This is a genomic window from Paenalcaligenes niemegkensis (assembly GCF_022230885.1).
GTDB classification, from domain to species: domain Bacteria; phylum Pseudomonadota; class Gammaproteobacteria; order Burkholderiales; family Burkholderiaceae_B; genus Paenalcaligenes; species Paenalcaligenes niemegkensis.
Genome location: NZ_JAKGCT010000004.1, coordinates 14,272 through 28,288 on the forward strand (window position 1 = coordinate 14,272; position 14,017 = coordinate 28,288).

Genomic DNA, 14,017 nt, shown 5'->3' on the forward strand with positions numbered 1-14,017 from the left:
TTCAGGCAAACCACGAAGCAGGGTTATGCCTTAAGGCCACGCCCACAATGTAGATAAAGATAAGCACAGCGACAATGGCAGCAATGCCCCGGTGTGTGGGTGTAGGGCCGAGTTTAATGGCGTAGACACCAACCGCAATATAGGCGATCAGCAAGGCTATTTTTGTGTATAGCCAGGGAGCTCCGGCTGCCGCGCCTAACATGCCGGCTAAGGCCAACCCACAGACCAGAAAAACAGTATCAATAATATGAGGTGTGATGCGAACGAACTTTTTCTGCAGCATGGCAGATTCGCTGACAGACCAGTAGGCTCGTACCACAAAAAACAGAATGCTGAGTGCTGCGGCAGTAACGTGTAAATGCTTTAACGCATGATACATAGATGGAGCTCCGAACGGGGGTGGAAAAGCTCAAAAACGGTTGAGCGGGATTTTTAGGTATTGATGGCCATTGTCTTCACTTTCAGGTAATCGACCTGCCTGGATATTAACCTGAAGCGCGGGCAGCATCAGGCGCGGCAAATCCAGGGTTGCGTCTCTGCTCTCGCGCATTGCTACAAACTCATCTTCCGTAATTCCATCGTGGACGTGAATGTTGCGCTGGCGTTGTTCCGCCACGGTGCAGCTATGCCTGACGAGCCGATCGGCCGGCGGGTAATCGTGGCAAAAAACAAATGTGTGTCGCCGGGCAGATTAAGAAGCTTTTGTATCGAGCTATACAACAGCCTGGCATCGCCGCCGGGGAAGTCGCACCGTGCAGTACCTACATCCGGCATAAATAGCGTGTCGCCTACAAAAACCCCCAGTCCTTTTACATGGTAAGCGATGTCAGCAGGAGTGTGTCCGGGTACATGCAGGACCTCTACTTCCAGGTTTCCAATGGTGAAATGCTGTCCTGGAATAAAAAGCACATCGAAGGCAAGGTCGATGGTGGGACTGTCATTGAAGTTATAGATGTTCTTGAAGATGCGCTGAACTTCAGTAATCGGATCTCCAATCGCCAGTTGCCCGCCCAGTTGTTCCTTAAGCCATGAAGCAGCGGACAGGTGATCGGCATGTGCGTGAGTTTCGAGTAGCCACTGCACTTTCAGATTATGGCTTTTGACGTAATCGACGATAGCTTGTGCGGAGACCGTGCTGGTGCGGGCGGATTCGGCGTTGTAGTCCAGTACGGGGTCAATGATGGCACATTCAGAGCTGTCTGACCCGTGCACCACGTAGGAGAAGGTGGAGGTGTCCCGGTGGAAAAAAACGTTGAATAAAGGAGTCGGCATAATTAAAACTCCATCGTTAAGTTGAAAATGGAGAACGCAAGCAAGCTAGCCCAGATGGGTGGCACCCGCATTGTCTTCAAGTTTTAACTGGTTGAGTGTTTCCAGAATTCCACATTCGCTAACGTTCCCTTGATGCAAACACATTTGGTGCAGTTCACGTAATTGCTGCTCAAGGTGTTGAAGTTCGTTAATGCGGGTGGTGACATGCATCAAGTGCTCTTTGATCAGGTCGTTAATAGGCGCACAGTTTTGGCTAGGCCTATCCATATAGTTCAAAAGCTCACGTATTTCGTCGTGAGTCATGTTCAGGCTCCTGCAATTACGTACGAAGCGTAATCGCTCGGCATGTGCCGCGGTATATCGCCGGTAATTATTGAGCCCGCGCTTCGGGGGCTTAATAGTCCGATTTTTTCGTAATAACGAATTGTCTCGGTGCTGCAATGGCTTTGTTGCGCAAGTTCGCCGATTTTCATCGTATTCTCCTTGGAAACAGTGCTCAATCAGAGCGTAACACTTTAGTTATACGCTGCTCTTGACCTTAAAGCCACTACAAGGTGTGTACTGGTGTCATATCTGATTAAAGGATGCACCATGAGCACTTCATCTACCCATACTCATCACGGCCATTCGGCTGCGTGCTGCGCTGGCACGCCCGCACCAAAGGCAAGTCAGTCGGGCTTTTCTTCTGCGGGGGATGGCCAGGAACAGTCGACGCTACGCATTGAACAGATGGACTGTCCGACAGAAGAGGGTCTCATCCGAAAAGTCCTGGGAAACAGGGCCGAGGTGTATGCGCTCGAGTTCGATTTGATGCAGCGTAAGCTGAACGTCGTGCATTCGCCCGGCTTTCGCTCCCAGCTGCAGGGCCTGATTGCCCAGCTTGGCATGAGTTCTGAATTAGAATCGCCTGCGACTGAGCCGGGCGCCAAGGTCGCTTCAGGCAATGCCTGGTCGTCATGGCTACGTATCGGGGCGGCCGTCGTTGTGGCGTTGGTGGCAGAGTCGGCGTCGTGGCTTCAGGCCCCATCCTGGTTGGTGCTGCTGCTTTCAGTAGCGGCAATTGGCCTGTGCGGCCTGGGGGTTTATAAAAAGGGCTGGATCGCCATCCGTCATCGTGACTTAAATATCAATGCCCTGATGAGCATTGCGGTAACGGGGGCGCTGGTGCTGGGCGAGTGGCCCGAAGCCGCCATGGTGATGAGTCTGTTTGGCCTGGCGGAGTTGATTGAAGCCAGATCCCTGGATCGGGCACGCTCGGCAGTCGATCGATTGTTGTCTATTACGCCTGACCTGGTGGATGTGTGGTCTGCAGAGCAGGGCTGGGTTTCTGAAAAAGCGGTAAATGTTCAGGCAGGAGCCTTGGCGAAGGTGCTGCCCGGGCAGCGTCTGGGTCTGGACGGGATTGTCGAACTTGGAAGTTCCGCGGTGAATCAGGCCCCCATTACCGGAGAAAGTGAAGCCGTCACCAAATCGGCAGGCGACGTGGTGTATGCCGGTTCCATTAATGGCATGGGCGAGTTGCAATACCGTATTACCGCCGATTATGACCATAGCTTATTGGCGCGTATTACCCATTCGGTACAGCAGGCCCAGCAAAACAAGGCACCGATTCAACGTTTTGTTGACCGTTTTTCGCGTATTTATACCCCTGTGGTGGTGGCTGTTGCCGCTGCCATAGCTGTGACTCCACCCTTGTTGGGTATGGGCACGTTTTCCGAGTGGGTCTATAAAGCACTGGTGCTGCTTGTTATTGCCTGCCCATGCGCTTTGGTTATTTCTACGCCGGTTGCTGTGGTTAGCGCCTTAACGCTGGCCGCACGACAGGGTTTGCTGGTGAAGGGTGGTGTCTACCTGGAACGCGCCCGTCAAATCAAATATGTGATTCTTGATAAGACCGGTACCTTGACCGAGGGGCGGCCCAGCCTGCAGGACATGTTTATTGCGGGGGAGCATGCAGAGCCGGTCAAACAGGTGGCCTATAGCCTGGCGATGCGATCCGATCATCCTGCTTCACAGGCTCTGGTACAGGCTAAGGTTCATGAAGATACCATTGAGATTCAAGATTTCATGGCTGTTCCTGGCAAGGGAGTGCAGGGTTTGGCAGGCAATATATGCTATCGGCTGGGGAGTAAGGCGTGGGCTGCTGCGGAAGGTGCCGGCGCCCAGGCGATGTTGACGCAATGGGAGGCTGGCTGGCAGGCACGTGGGGCCAGCTTTGTCTATCTGCATGATGGAAAGACCATAGTGGCTGCCTTTGCTGTGAACGACGCGATCAAGTCCGGCGTTAAAACGGCGCTCCAGCGGCTACGATCCCAAGGGGTGAGTGTCAGCATCGCTTCTGGCGATAACGAGCATGCTGTCAGAGCAGTCGCGACGGCGGTGGGTATAGATGAGTTTCAGGCTGATCTTTTGCCTGAGGAAAAACTCACCCTGCTTACTCAGCACCAGCAAACGGGGGTGGTTGCCATGGTGGGGGATGGCATCAATGATGCACCTGCCCTGGCACAGGCTGATATTGGATTTGCCATGGGGGCTTTAGGCTCAGACGTCGCCATTGAAACCGCTGATGTGGCGATCTTGAATGATGACTTGAACAAGATTCCCGATGTGCTGCAACTGTCTAAACGCCTGCATCGTGTGCTGGTTCAGAACATCAGTACGGCCTTGGCTATTAAAGCAATATTTTTAGGTCTGGCAATGACAGGCGGAGCGTCGATGTGGATGGCGGTGTTTGCTGATGTAGGAGCGAGTCTGCTGGTGGTGCTTAATAGCTTACGCTTGTTACGCTAATTGGTGGCAGGATAACTTGTGGGCTAAGGCACAAGAGGTCACAGATTCCGGCCGCTTTCCGGATTGGGTTTACATCATATTATAATGTGATGCACATCTTTCCACTGAGGTTGTCTCCATGATAGCGATTGTCGAAGCTAAAAGAGCAGGTTTATTGGCACGTCAGCACTGGCTTTCCAATATTGTAGCGGGCGTTATCGTGGGGGTTGTTGCACTGCCTTTGGCCATGGCTTTCGCCATTGCTTCTGGTGTGAAACCAGAACAAGGAATTTACACTGCCATCGTCGCTGGTTTGGCAGTGTCTTTATTTGGCGGAAGCCGTTTACAAATTGCGGGGCCAACAGGCGCCTTCATCGTTATCTTGTCCGGAGTGGTGGCGCAGCATGGCGTAGAGGGTTTGCAAATCGCCACCTTGATGGCAGGGGGATTCTGCTGCTTTTGGGCATTACCCGAATGGGGATGGTCATTAAATTTATCCCCGTTCCTGTAATCGTAGGGTTTACGGCTGGCATCGGTATCATTATCTGGGTAGGGCAATGGAAAGACTTTCTTGGATTGTCTGCCCCTGACGGTGACTATTTTCATCAGCAGTTGTGGCAATTGCTCACGTCGCTGGCTACGCTGGATTTAACCACCACGACAGTTGCTCTGATTTCTCTGGTGCTTGTTATTGGCACTTCTAAGGTAAGAGGTTTTACACGTGTGCCAGGCCCGTTGGTGGCATTGGTCGTGTTAAGCGTGGTGCAGGCATTGTTTAACTTCGAGACGGTTGCCACCATTGGTTCTGCGTTTGGTGAAATCCCACGGGGGTTACCTGCTTTCAGTGTGCCCGAGCTAAGCGTGGCGCGTATGCTCGATTTGGTTGGGCCAGCTTTCGCCATCGCCATGCTTGGCGCTATAGAGTCGCTTTTATCTGCCGTGGTGGCTGATGGCATGAGCGGCACCCGGCATAACTCCAATCAAGAACTCATAGGACAAGGCCTGGCAAATATTTTAACGCCATTATTCGGTGGTATAGCCGCTACCGGTGCCATTGCCAGAACGGCCACCAATATTCGAAATGGTGGAACCAGTCCCTTGGCGGGGATTGTCCATGTCATTACCTTAATATTGGTTTTGGTGCTTTTGGCTCCGCTAGCCGTACATATTCCCCTGGCAACATTGGCGGCTATTCTATTTGTAGTGGCCTGGAATATGAGTCAGCCTAAATTGGTTTTCAGGCTTTTGCGTCAGGCGCCTCGTGCTGATGTGCTGATATTGCTTGTCACGCTTGCGCTGACCGTGTTTGTTAACCTCGTCGTTGCGGTCAATATCGGGGTGGTACTGGCGATGTTGCACTTTTTGAAGCGCATGTCCGATAGCGTGAAAGTTGAAGCTCTGGCCAAAAGCCAGCTTCAGCGCATGGTTTCTGCTGAAACTCTAGATGCAACGCCAGACGGCGTGATCGTACTTTCGGTTGAGGGGCCGTTCTTCTATGCTGGGGTCGACACGCTTGAGCGTGCTGTCGAGGCTTTGTCGTCGCCTAAAGCTCTTGTGCTGAGCTTACGTTACGTACCATTGATAGATGGAACGGGTTTGCAAACCCTGGAGAAAATGGTGCTTTCTTTGCACGCAAAAGGCGTATATGTGGTTTTTTGTGACCTGAACCCACGTTTTAAAGCCAAGCTGGCTCGAGTAGGCTTACAACGCAGTTTGGGTTATCAGGCCTTGTTCGACGATGTGGAGACGGCATTGAATACCGTCAATAAGAAGCTAAAAGAACAGTCTACTCGTTAGAGTCATACTTTGGGATTGGTTGGCGGAGTGTCGTGGTAAGACACCTCATGCCGTGCTAGGTAGTCTCTGATTAATTGCCTGACCACCTGTGAGGGGGTGAGATCTTGAGAGGCACAGAGCTCTTCAAGGGCTTTCTTTTTGGCCGGGTCAATCAAGACAGTAAGGCGGGCAGTTTTCTTTTCCATGGCAGCTATAAAACGGGGTGGTGACCAGCGGGAGGGAAGCTTGTTAGAAGAATATGATTTAAATCTTGTTCGAATTGATACGCATTCAGGCCTAAGTCGGATAAGGACAGCACCTTGGCATCATCGTATCGTTTCTGGCTGCCTAGCAGCAGTTCAAGTTTATTTGCCTGCTCAGTACCCATGACGAGATCGCTTTCTATAAATAGCAGGGCATGAGCCAGGACGATATGCCAGTCAGTGGGGTCACCCGCACGACGCGCACTGTTTTGATACCACGGAGCCGATCTCGCGTTTACCCAATGTTGAGCAGTACCTGCGATTTTCGCATATGTGCCGTCAGTGCTTTTAACGGCTAAATTGTAGCGTCCATCACAGAAAGAGCCCTCAACTGCTGTGGTTTCTGCCGCAACACCTTGCCTGTGCAAACTACGTTGGATCACAGAACAAAGGTGTTCGTAGGCCAGATTCGACAGATCGAGCGGACGGCCATAGTCGGCCCAGCATAAGCTTAAGTTAAGTATGCCAGGAAGCTGGGGAACCACGCCCCCGCCGGATTGCCTTACGTAAACAGGCCAGCCTTCGGCCTTCATGGTTTGGCTAGCGTGCTGGAATGCGGTAAAACGCACGTAGCTGCGGGGCACTACCAGTGACTGGAAGGATGACCACAGCATGGCTTGAGGCTGTGCATCAAAGAGGCAAGCCTGAATAAGGGTTTCATCTGCCAGCGGAGACGATAAGGGGGCAGGGGGCGCGACCAGGCTGTAGTGAAGACTCATCGGTAGAGAAGGTCAAACTCATCATCGTTCATGGTGATATATCGTACGGCGTCAATCAACGCAAGCAGTATCGAGATCGGAGCAAAGACCATGAAAAGTAAAATGTAGAGCAGGCCCCAGAAGTATTGCCCGATGTAGAAACGATGTATGCCTATCCATCCCAAAAACACCGCCAGAAAAATAGTGACTTTGCGTTTGGAAGTCGAAGGTGTGGCGTTGCCCTGTTGGCGGCGGCTGATCCAGTAGCTGATGGGGATGGTAAGAAGCAGGGCAATAACAACTTTGACAGGGCTGGCTTGCACGTAGTCGGCAACACGTTGATAGACGTCGCTAAAGCTTTCTATGGCGGCACCGCTGATCCAGCTTATCCAGGCGAAGAAAGTACTGAATGCCGTTTCGCCAAAGCTGAGCGCAAGTAAAATAACAAGGAAGACAGCAATGGCCAGCACTATTTTTTGTAGCATAAGATTCTCGGCGTAAGTTAGACGGCGCAGGTTTTGCGCACAGCGTGTTCCCAAAGACGTAGACGCCCGTTGCGCTCGTCCTCACTAATGCTGGGCACGAAGCGCCGTTGGGTTTTCCATTGAGCTTCAAGTTCGTTCTTGTTCTTGAACAGGCCGCAGCTTAAGCCTGCAAGATAAGCCGCGCCCAGGGCTGTTGTTTCGGTTATGCCAGGGCGTACCACATCGATACCGAGTAAGTCAGCTTGCAATTGCATCAGGGTGTCGTTCTCGCTGGCTCCGCCATCAACGCGCAGTTCGATGAGAGGGTGCTGGCTGGCACTGGCATCCAGCATCATGGCACGTAACAGGGCGGTGCTTTGAAAGGCGATGCTTTCCAGGGCAGCGTAGGCAATGTGGGCCATGGTGGTGCCGCGGCTAAGGCCCGTAATGCTGCCTCGTGCCTCGGGGTCCCAGTAGGGGGCGCCCAGACCGGTAAAGGCGGGTACTAGTACTACGCCGCCTGCATCTGGAACGGTTGCTGCCAAAGCTTCGACTTCATGACTGGCTGATATGGCTTTAAGGCCATCACGTAGCCACTGCACAACGGCCCCGCCAATGAATACGCTTCCTTCCAGAGCGAACTCGGGAGTAGCGCTGCTTTGGGCTGCGCTGGTGGTAAGCAAGCCGTTTTGTGAGAGCGTAAATTTTTCGCCCAGGTGCATAAGCATGAAACAGCCGGTGCCGTAGGTGTTTTTAACCATACCTGCGGTAAAGCAGGCCTGACCGAAAAGAGCGGCTTGTTGGTCTCCCGCCACACCATGCACAGGAATGGCTTTATCTAGATGTTCAGCTGAAGTATGAAAAAAATATGAACTTGAAGGCTGTACGCGAGGCAGTAATGCGTGGGGAATATTCAACATGGCGAGCAGCTCGTCATCCCATTGATTGCTTCGTATATTAAATAGCATGGTGCGCGAGGCATTGCTTACGTCTGTGCAGTGATGCTGACCGCTACTCAGGTTCCACATCAGCCAGCTATCAATGGTTCCAAATGCAAGCTCACCGCGTTCAGCCCTCTCTTGGGCCATTGGCACATGGTCAAGAATCCATCGTATTTTGGTTGCGGCAAAGTAGGAATCGATACGCAAGCCCGTACGTTCAAAGATCAGCTCGTTATGCTGCTCGGCACGAAGGCGGGCGCACAAGGCTTCGGTACGGCGGTCTTGCCACACAATTGCAGGGTGAATGGGCTGGCCCGTTTTACGATCCCAGATAACAGTGGTTTCCCGTTGATTGGTGATACCGATAGCTGAAATTTCGCGGGCTTGGATATTGGCGCTTTTCATTGCCTTTCTGGCAGTGTCGAGTTGGGTCCGCCAGATTTCCAGCGCATCATGCTCTACCCATCCGGATTGAGGAAAGTGCTGGGTAAATTCTTGTTGCGCCTGGGCGACGATGGCGCCCTCACGGTCGAAAACAATACTTCGTGAGCTCGATGTGCCCTGGTCTAAAGAAAGAATATAAGTCATGGACCTGATCGCAGTAGGGTGATCGTAAATAGAGTCGTTTGCTATTGTAGTTCTGAAGGTATACACCGTGTTGTGTCAGGGGTATTGCCTTTTAACTGTTAACTCCTCGCCAGCTGTTTTAAACTGTAGCGGCTTTCATCATTCTTATCAGCCTTTCAATGAATTCCAGAACTTCTCCATTACCTACTGACCGCGCTCAAATCCTGGCCGCCTTAGCACGAACTGAGCACGCAGATGTTGTCGTAATCGGGGGCGGAGCCACAGGCCTGGGTATAGCGCTTGATGCTGCATTGCGTGGTCTGAACGTCGTGCTGCTCGAGGCGGGCGACTTTGCTGTGGGTACCTCTTCGCGTGCAACCAAGTTAGTACACGGAGGGGTGCGTTACCTGGCACAGGGCAATGTTTCTTTAGTTCGCGAGGCCTTATACGAGCGCGCTACCTTCATGCGCATAGCCCCGCATCTGGCTCAGCCGCTAGGCTTTGTAATGCCCAGCTACAAATGTTGGGAAACCCCGTTTTACGGAGTCGGTCTTAAGGCTTACGATGCGCTTGCCGGCACAGAGGGTCTGGGTAATACCCGTTTTCTGAATACTTACAAGACGCTGCAAGAGCTTCCTGGCGTAAAACGCCAGGGATTGAAGGGCGGCGTTATGTATTGGGACGGTCAGTTTGACGACGCCCGGATGGCTCTTGCCTTGGCTCGTAGCGCTGCTGCGGCCTCCGCCTTGATGGTTAATCACTGCAAAGTGGTTGAACTCTTGCATGCTAATGACAGCGTTTGTGGTGTGCGCTGCGTCGATAACGTGACACAGCGCGAATTTACTATTCATGCCCCATGTGTAATCAATGCGACAGGGGTGTGGGTAGACGGAATTCGTCAGCTGGACGAAAAAGTCTCTGAACGCCATAACAAGCCATTGGTATCGCCTAGCCAGGGTGTGCACCTGGTGGTTGACTGCTCGTTTATGCCCAGTCAGCATGCCTTGCTGGTGCCCAAGACCAAAGATGGGCGTGTACTTTTCGCAGTGCCTTGGTTGGGCAAGCTTATTCTGGGAACTACCGACACACCAAGTCAGGGGTTGGAGGCTGAGCCCAGGGCCTTTCCGGAAGAAGTTGATTTCATTCTTGGCGAGGCGGCAAACTATCTGGAAAAAGCACCTACCAGGGCAGACGTGCGTAGCGTTTGGGTAGGCTTGCGCCCCTTGGTGCGAAACACCACCGACAGCAGTAACACTAAAAGAATAAGTCGTGAGCATACGATTGTGGCAAGTCCAAGTGGCCTGGTGACGGTAACCGGTGGCAAGTGGACTACCTATAGGTCCATGGCCGACGATGTGCTGCAGCAATGCCAGGATACGGGGGTCTTGCCTAAGCTTCCGCCGTCTGTTACAGCCTTTCATAAACTGGTGGGTACACCAAATGCGGGAAGCAAACGGAACCTGGGCGAGGCTGCAACGCTTCTGGCCTATGGTGAGGACGCAAACTGGGTAAGCGCTACCCCAGGTCACGACATAGAGATTATTCCTGGTGTGACCGAGGCGATGGTGCGTTTTGCCGCCCGCTACGAATATGCGCTGACAGTCGAAGATGTACTGGCCAGGCGCGTACGGACGCTCTTTCTGGATGCTCGCCTGGCAGCGTCTGCCGCCGCGAGGGTAGCTGAGTTACTGTTCGAGGAAACAGGTGTTGACCCGGCTGTAGAGCGCTTCCTGGAGCTGGCCGAGCAGTACGCCACTGTACCGGCCTAGACTGACTGTTATATACGCAGTAGCCAATGCCACTGATGCAATGTCAGTGGCATTGTTGTTTAAATGCCCTATAAAAGTGGGTTTAGATGGTGGCCGGCAGAGCTTTTGTTACGTTCATTAATTGTTACGGATAGTCCCGTTTTAGGGGTTAACTGCAGCTGATCCGTCACATCTTGAAATTAAATTCAGACTTTATTGATCTAGATCATGTAACTGTAGGGCTGCTATATGTTTCTTTTAGTTGGTATCTGTTAACATCTAAATCGTTTCCATACGAAATATGCATACATGTGCGACATTTAATAGCATTTCTTGCTAATTTTCATAATAAATGTGTCTTTTCTATACGGCGGCTTAATGTCACATAATTCTCATAAAAGAGATATATAGTGTTTCATATGTAACGAAAAGCATTGAATGCATGCTTTGTTGAATTCATTAGTGGGTTAACCGGTTTTTTGCAAGGAGGGCATCATGCCCGTCACAGACGACACTTTGTTGAGCGATATCCAGGAAGTCAATTTATCGTATCTTATGCTGGCTCAGCGTCTATTGCGTGAGAATTTTGCAGCAGGAATGTACCGGTTGGGCTTTGACGCCGATGTGGCAGAAACTGTGCTTCGACTGTCCCCGGCACAGCTTGTCAGATTGTCGGCCTCCAACGCACTGGTGTGTGCTTTCAGGCTCAACGATTACGATTTGCTCTCCACCCTGACGCAAGATGTGCTTGGCGGTGTATTGCAACAAGCTCATTCCACCATTCTATTATCGCAACGCGCTACGGCCACCGCCGCGGCAGAGCAGGTCTAGGCCCTTTACTTTCCGCATCTATTAATTATGGCCACACGAAGCGTCGCAAAAGAAGCACAAGACATAGGCTTGGCTACTGACATGATCCAGCTGGGCGCCCGCCTTCAGGTATTGCAGGCCGAAACATCGCTTAGTTACGACAGACTCGCGCGTCTGTATCGTGAGGTACGCGGATGCTCGCCACCTAAGGGTATGCTGCCATTCTCTGTTGACTGGTTCATGACTTGGCTGCCTAATATTCATTCCAGCCTGTTTTATAGCGTTTACCGCTATATGGATGAACTTACGCCGGCACGCAAGGCGCGGGCTTTGGTCGAAGGCTATCGCTTATATCTCGAGCAGGCATGCGCCGGTCGTTATGAAGGGGCTGCAGAAGAGCCCGTCTTAAGTTTTACCCGGGCCTGGATGCTTATACGATTTTTCGAAAGCGGGATGGTGCAGTTGTCCAGTTGCACCCAATGTGCAGGTCAGTTCGTCGCCCACGCTCATGATCCTAACTCAGACTTTGTCTGCGCCATATGCCGTCCTCCTCCCCGTGCCGGAAAAACCCGGGCAAGCAAAAAGGTGCGGGTTGCCAATAAAAAAGAGCTGTCCGGGTCATCGGCAACAGCGCGCAAGGCCAAGGCGCCCTCAGCGGTTGCCAAGAAATCCTCATCAAGTGCGGGTAACGTTCACGCCGCATCTTCATAACAACGAAAAACCGCGGCTTATACAGAAGGGACGTTAACTTGGTATTGTCGATGTTTTTGCGGTCTAAGCGTAGAAATATCCACAAAAAACCCTTCTTAAAGGCGCTTTTGATTTCGTCTATACCAGCGATCATAAGGTCGTGTATTAGATAAAGGCGTGTTCGTGTTCATACTGCTTGGCTACCTCATTGTTTTTTCTCCGTATTCGGAAGCTACGTTGCACTAGGGGGCATCTGGGTGCGCTGTATCAGCCATTTGAACTCTTGCTCATTGGCGGTGCGGCGATGGGAGCCTACATTGCGGCCAGTAGCGGCCGTTCCGTAAAACTGATGTTCAGCGCAATTCCCGTCGCCATAAAGCGCACTCCCTACAGCAAGGCGCTGTACATGGAGCTGATGGGGCTGTTGTACGTGTTGCTTAACAAGGCGCGCCGTGATGGTCTTATGTCCATCGAGGCCGACATCGAGGATCCCTCCCAGAGCCCCATTTTCACTGCTTACCCAACGGTAATCAAAGATGCGGCAATTGTAGAGTTTGTATCCGATTACATGCGCTTGATGATCAGCGGCAACATGAGCTCCTTCGAGATAGAAACCTTGATGGACCAGGAGATCGAGGCGTTTCAGGCCGAGCGCAATACCCCCGCCCATGCGATGCACACTGTAGCTGATGCCTTGCCGGCTTTTGGTATTGTGGCGGCGGTGCTAGGGGTAATCAAAGCGCTGGCCTCGGTGGATCAGCCGCCGGCGATTCTGGCCGACCTGATCTCTAAAGCCATGGTAGGAACCTTTCTTGGTATTTTATTAGCCTACGGCTTTGTGGCACCGTTCGCCAATGTCATCGAACGTCGTAACGAGGCGGCTTCCAAAGTTCTTGAATGCATCAAGGTTACGCTGTTGGCCAACATGAATGGTTATCCGCCACAGCTCGCAGTCGAGTTTGGTCGCAAGGTGTTATATGCCACCGACCGGCCATCCTTCCTTGAGCTCGAGGAGCATGTGCGACAGTCGCGTAGTAGCGCGAATAAGCAGGGCTAAGACATGAGCACTTCCAGGCCCGATCGCATTGTCATCAGGCGTAAAAAAGTAGCCAGTCCTCCTCATCGCGGGGGCAGCTGGAAAATCGCCTACGCCGATTTCATGACCGCCATGATGGCGTTCTTTTTGGTGATGTGGATTCTATCGCTGGTGCCGCGCGATGAACTCAGCGAGATCGCCGACTATTTCCGTATGCCCTTGCTTGAGGCCGTCTCGGGAGGGATGCGGGCTGATCATTCTCGTAGCATCATCCCGGGTGGCGATCCCAGCGTCATTCCTAGTGTCTTTCCCTTGAATGGTGGTGATCCGGACAGTGACCGTCGCGACGTAGAGCGTCTTCAGGATCTTAAGGACGAACTTGAAGTTCTGATTCAGAACGACCCGATACTTAGCGAGTTTCGTGAGCAGCTGCTGCTTGACATGACACCTGATGGCTTGCGCATTCAAATTGTCGATAAGCAGAATCGTCCTATGTTCGCCATGGGTAGCGCGAGCATTCAATCGTATATGCGTACTATTCTGCGGGCACTTAGTAATCCCTTGAACAAAATGCCGAATCGCTTGCAGGTGGCTGGTCATACAGACTCCTTTCAATATGCCAGCGGCGAGCGTGAATACTCGAACTGGGAGCTTTCGGCTGATCGGGCCAACGCGGCTCGTCAAGAGCTGGTGGCAGGGGGCTGGCCGAAGCCAAAATCAAACAGATCCTGGGTTTGGCGGCAACGATTAGTCTGGTTAAAGATAATCCTGCTGCAGCCGTTAACCGACGTATCAGCATAGTCGTACTAAACCAGCGCGCTGAACGACGCTTAGATGCACAAAACAAGTTTGATGAGCCGAGCTTCGACCTTCGAGACTCTCTCGATTTTCCGGAAGTTAATATTCCGGGACTGCCGAAGGTGCCTGACTCCGTAGTCAGCCCTTAAATCGCTGTTTTTTGTATCGTGCCCGACCCAAACGCT

At 52.2% G+C, this 14,017-nt stretch carries 9 protein-coding genes and 5 pseudogenes; 7 read left to right on the forward strand and 7 right to left on the reverse strand.

Annotation, left to right across the window (positions count from 1 at the left end; genetic code table 11):
- Nucleotide 1: 1 nt before the first annotated feature.
- From L1889_RS03930 to cadR, 3 genes and pseudogenes are all read right to left on the reverse strand, one after another.
- Nucleotides 2–379, reverse strand: coding sequence for a SirB2 family protein (locus L1889_RS03930; RefSeq protein WP_238663976.1), 378 nt, complete (start codon nucleotides 377–379; stop codon nucleotides 2–4).
- Between the two features lie 30 nt (nucleotides 380–409).
- A pseudogene (locus L1889_RS03935) lies at nucleotides 410–1,272 on the reverse strand (MBL fold metallo-hydrolase).
- Between the two features lie 45 nt (nucleotides 1,273–1,317).
- Nucleotides 1,318–1,745: pseudogene (gene cadR, locus L1889_RS03940) on the reverse strand (Cd(II)/Pb(II)-responsive transcriptional regulator).
- Nucleotides 1,746–1,863: 118 nt separating this feature from the next.
- Between cadR and L1889_RS03945 the strand changes: the two are divergent.
- Nucleotides 1,864–4,062: a heavy metal translocating P-type ATPase gene (locus tag L1889_RS03945; RefSeq protein ID WP_238663977.1), complete on the forward strand. Its 2,199-nt coding sequence runs from the start codon at nucleotides 1,864–1,866 to the stop codon at nucleotides 4,060–4,062.
- A gap of 118 nt (nucleotides 4,063–4,180) precedes the next feature.
- Nucleotides 4,181–5,838 (forward strand): annotated as a pseudogene (locus tag L1889_RS03950) (SulP family inorganic anion transporter).
- Between the two features lie 2 nt (nucleotides 5,839–5,840).
- Here the strand turns inward: L1889_RS03950 and L1889_RS03955 are convergent.
- The 4 genes from L1889_RS03955 to glpK are packed head-to-tail and all read right to left on the reverse strand — an operon-like array spanning nucleotide 5,841 to nucleotide 8,771.
- Nucleotides 5,841–6,023 carry a ribbon-helix-helix protein gene (locus L1889_RS03955; protein ID WP_238663978.1) on the reverse strand — a complete coding sequence of 61 codons (183 nt, stop codon included), beginning with the start codon at nucleotides 6,021–6,023 and terminating at the stop codon, nucleotides 5,841–5,843.
- 5 nt (nucleotides 6,024–6,028) lie between these two features.
- Nucleotides 6,029–6,799 (reverse strand): lipoyl protein ligase domain-containing protein, encoded by a 771-nt coding sequence (locus L1889_RS03960; RefSeq protein ID WP_238663979.1) that lies wholly within the window; start codon nucleotides 6,797–6,799, stop codon nucleotides 6,029–6,031.
- Nucleotides 6,796–7,263 (reverse strand): TM2 domain-containing protein, encoded by a 468-nt coding sequence (locus L1889_RS03965; RefSeq protein WP_238663980.1) that lies wholly within the window; start codon nucleotides 7,261–7,263, stop codon nucleotides 6,796–6,798. The genes L1889_RS03960 and L1889_RS03965 overlap by 4 nt, the downstream gene beginning before the upstream one ends.
- A gap of 17 nt (nucleotides 7,264–7,280) precedes the next feature.
- A complete protein-coding gene (gene glpK / locus L1889_RS03970; protein ID WP_238663981.1) occupies nucleotides 7,281–8,771 on the reverse strand; it encodes a glycerol kinase GlpK in 1,491 nt (496 codons plus the stop codon).
- 158 nt (nucleotides 8,772–8,929) lie between these two features.
- Here glpK and L1889_RS03975 point away from each other — a divergent pair, with 158 nt between their 5' ends.
- The 5 genes and pseudogenes from L1889_RS03975 (at nucleotide 8,930) to motB (ending at nucleotide 13,981) form a co-directional block, all read left to right on the forward strand.
- A complete protein-coding gene (locus L1889_RS03975; RefSeq protein WP_238663982.1) occupies nucleotides 8,930–10,519 on the forward strand; it encodes a glycerol-3-phosphate dehydrogenase/oxidase in 1,590 nt (529 codons plus the stop codon).
- A gap of 474 nt (nucleotides 10,520–10,993) precedes the next feature.
- Complete coding sequence (gene flhD, locus L1889_RS03980; RefSeq protein ID WP_238663983.1) at nucleotides 10,994–11,329, forward strand: flagellar transcriptional regulator FlhD; 336 nt, start codon at nucleotides 10,994–10,996, stop codon at nucleotides 11,327–11,329.
- Between the two features lie 27 nt (nucleotides 11,330–11,356).
- Entirely contained in the window at nucleotides 11,357–12,019 is a 663-nt protein-coding gene (gene flhC, locus L1889_RS03985) for a flagellar transcriptional regulator FlhC (protein WP_238663984.1), read from the forward strand.
- A gap of 162 nt (nucleotides 12,020–12,181) precedes the next feature.
- Nucleotides 12,182–13,055, forward strand: a pseudogene (gene motA / locus L1889_RS03990) (flagellar motor stator protein MotA).
- Between the two features lie 3 nt (nucleotides 13,056–13,058).
- Nucleotides 13,059–13,981 (forward strand): annotated as a pseudogene (gene motB / locus L1889_RS03995) (flagellar motor protein MotB).
- Nucleotides 13,982–14,017 lie beyond the last annotated feature (36 nt).

What these genes read in the sequence shown, in the direction of transcription:
- L1889_RS03930 (WP_238663976.1), bottom strand. Translation starts at nt 379, where the DNA reads ATGTATCATGCGTTAAAGCATTTACACGTTACTGCCGCAGCACTCAGC.
- L1889_RS03945 (WP_238663977.1), top strand. Translation starts at nt 1,864, where the DNA reads ATGAGCACTTCATCTACCCATACTCATCACGGCCATTCGGCTGCGTGC.
- L1889_RS03955 (WP_238663978.1), bottom strand. Translation starts at nt 6,023, where the DNA reads ATGGAAAAGAAAACTGCCCGCCTTACTGTCTTGATTGACCCGGCCAAA.
- L1889_RS03960 (WP_238663979.1), bottom strand. Translation starts at nt 6,799, where the DNA reads ATGAGTCTTCACTACAGCCTGGTCGCGCCCCCTGCCCCCTTATCGTCT.
- L1889_RS03965 (WP_238663980.1), bottom strand. Translation starts at nt 7,263, where the DNA reads ATGCTACAAAAAATAGTGCTGGCCATTGCTGTCTTCCTTGTTATTTTA.
- glpK (WP_238663981.1), bottom strand. Translation starts at nt 8,771, where the DNA reads ATGACTTATATTCTTTCTTTAGACCAGGGCACATCGAGCTCACGAAGT.
- L1889_RS03975 (WP_238663982.1), top strand. Translation starts at nt 8,930, where the DNA reads ATGAATTCCAGAACTTCTCCATTACCTACTGACCGCGCTCAAATCCTG.
- flhD (WP_238663983.1), top strand. Translation starts at nt 10,994, where the DNA reads ATGCCCGTCACAGACGACACTTTGTTGAGCGATATCCAGGAAGTCAAT.
- flhC (WP_238663984.1), top strand. Translation starts at nt 11,357, where the DNA reads ATGGCCACACGAAGCGTCGCAAAAGAAGCACAAGACATAGGCTTGGCT.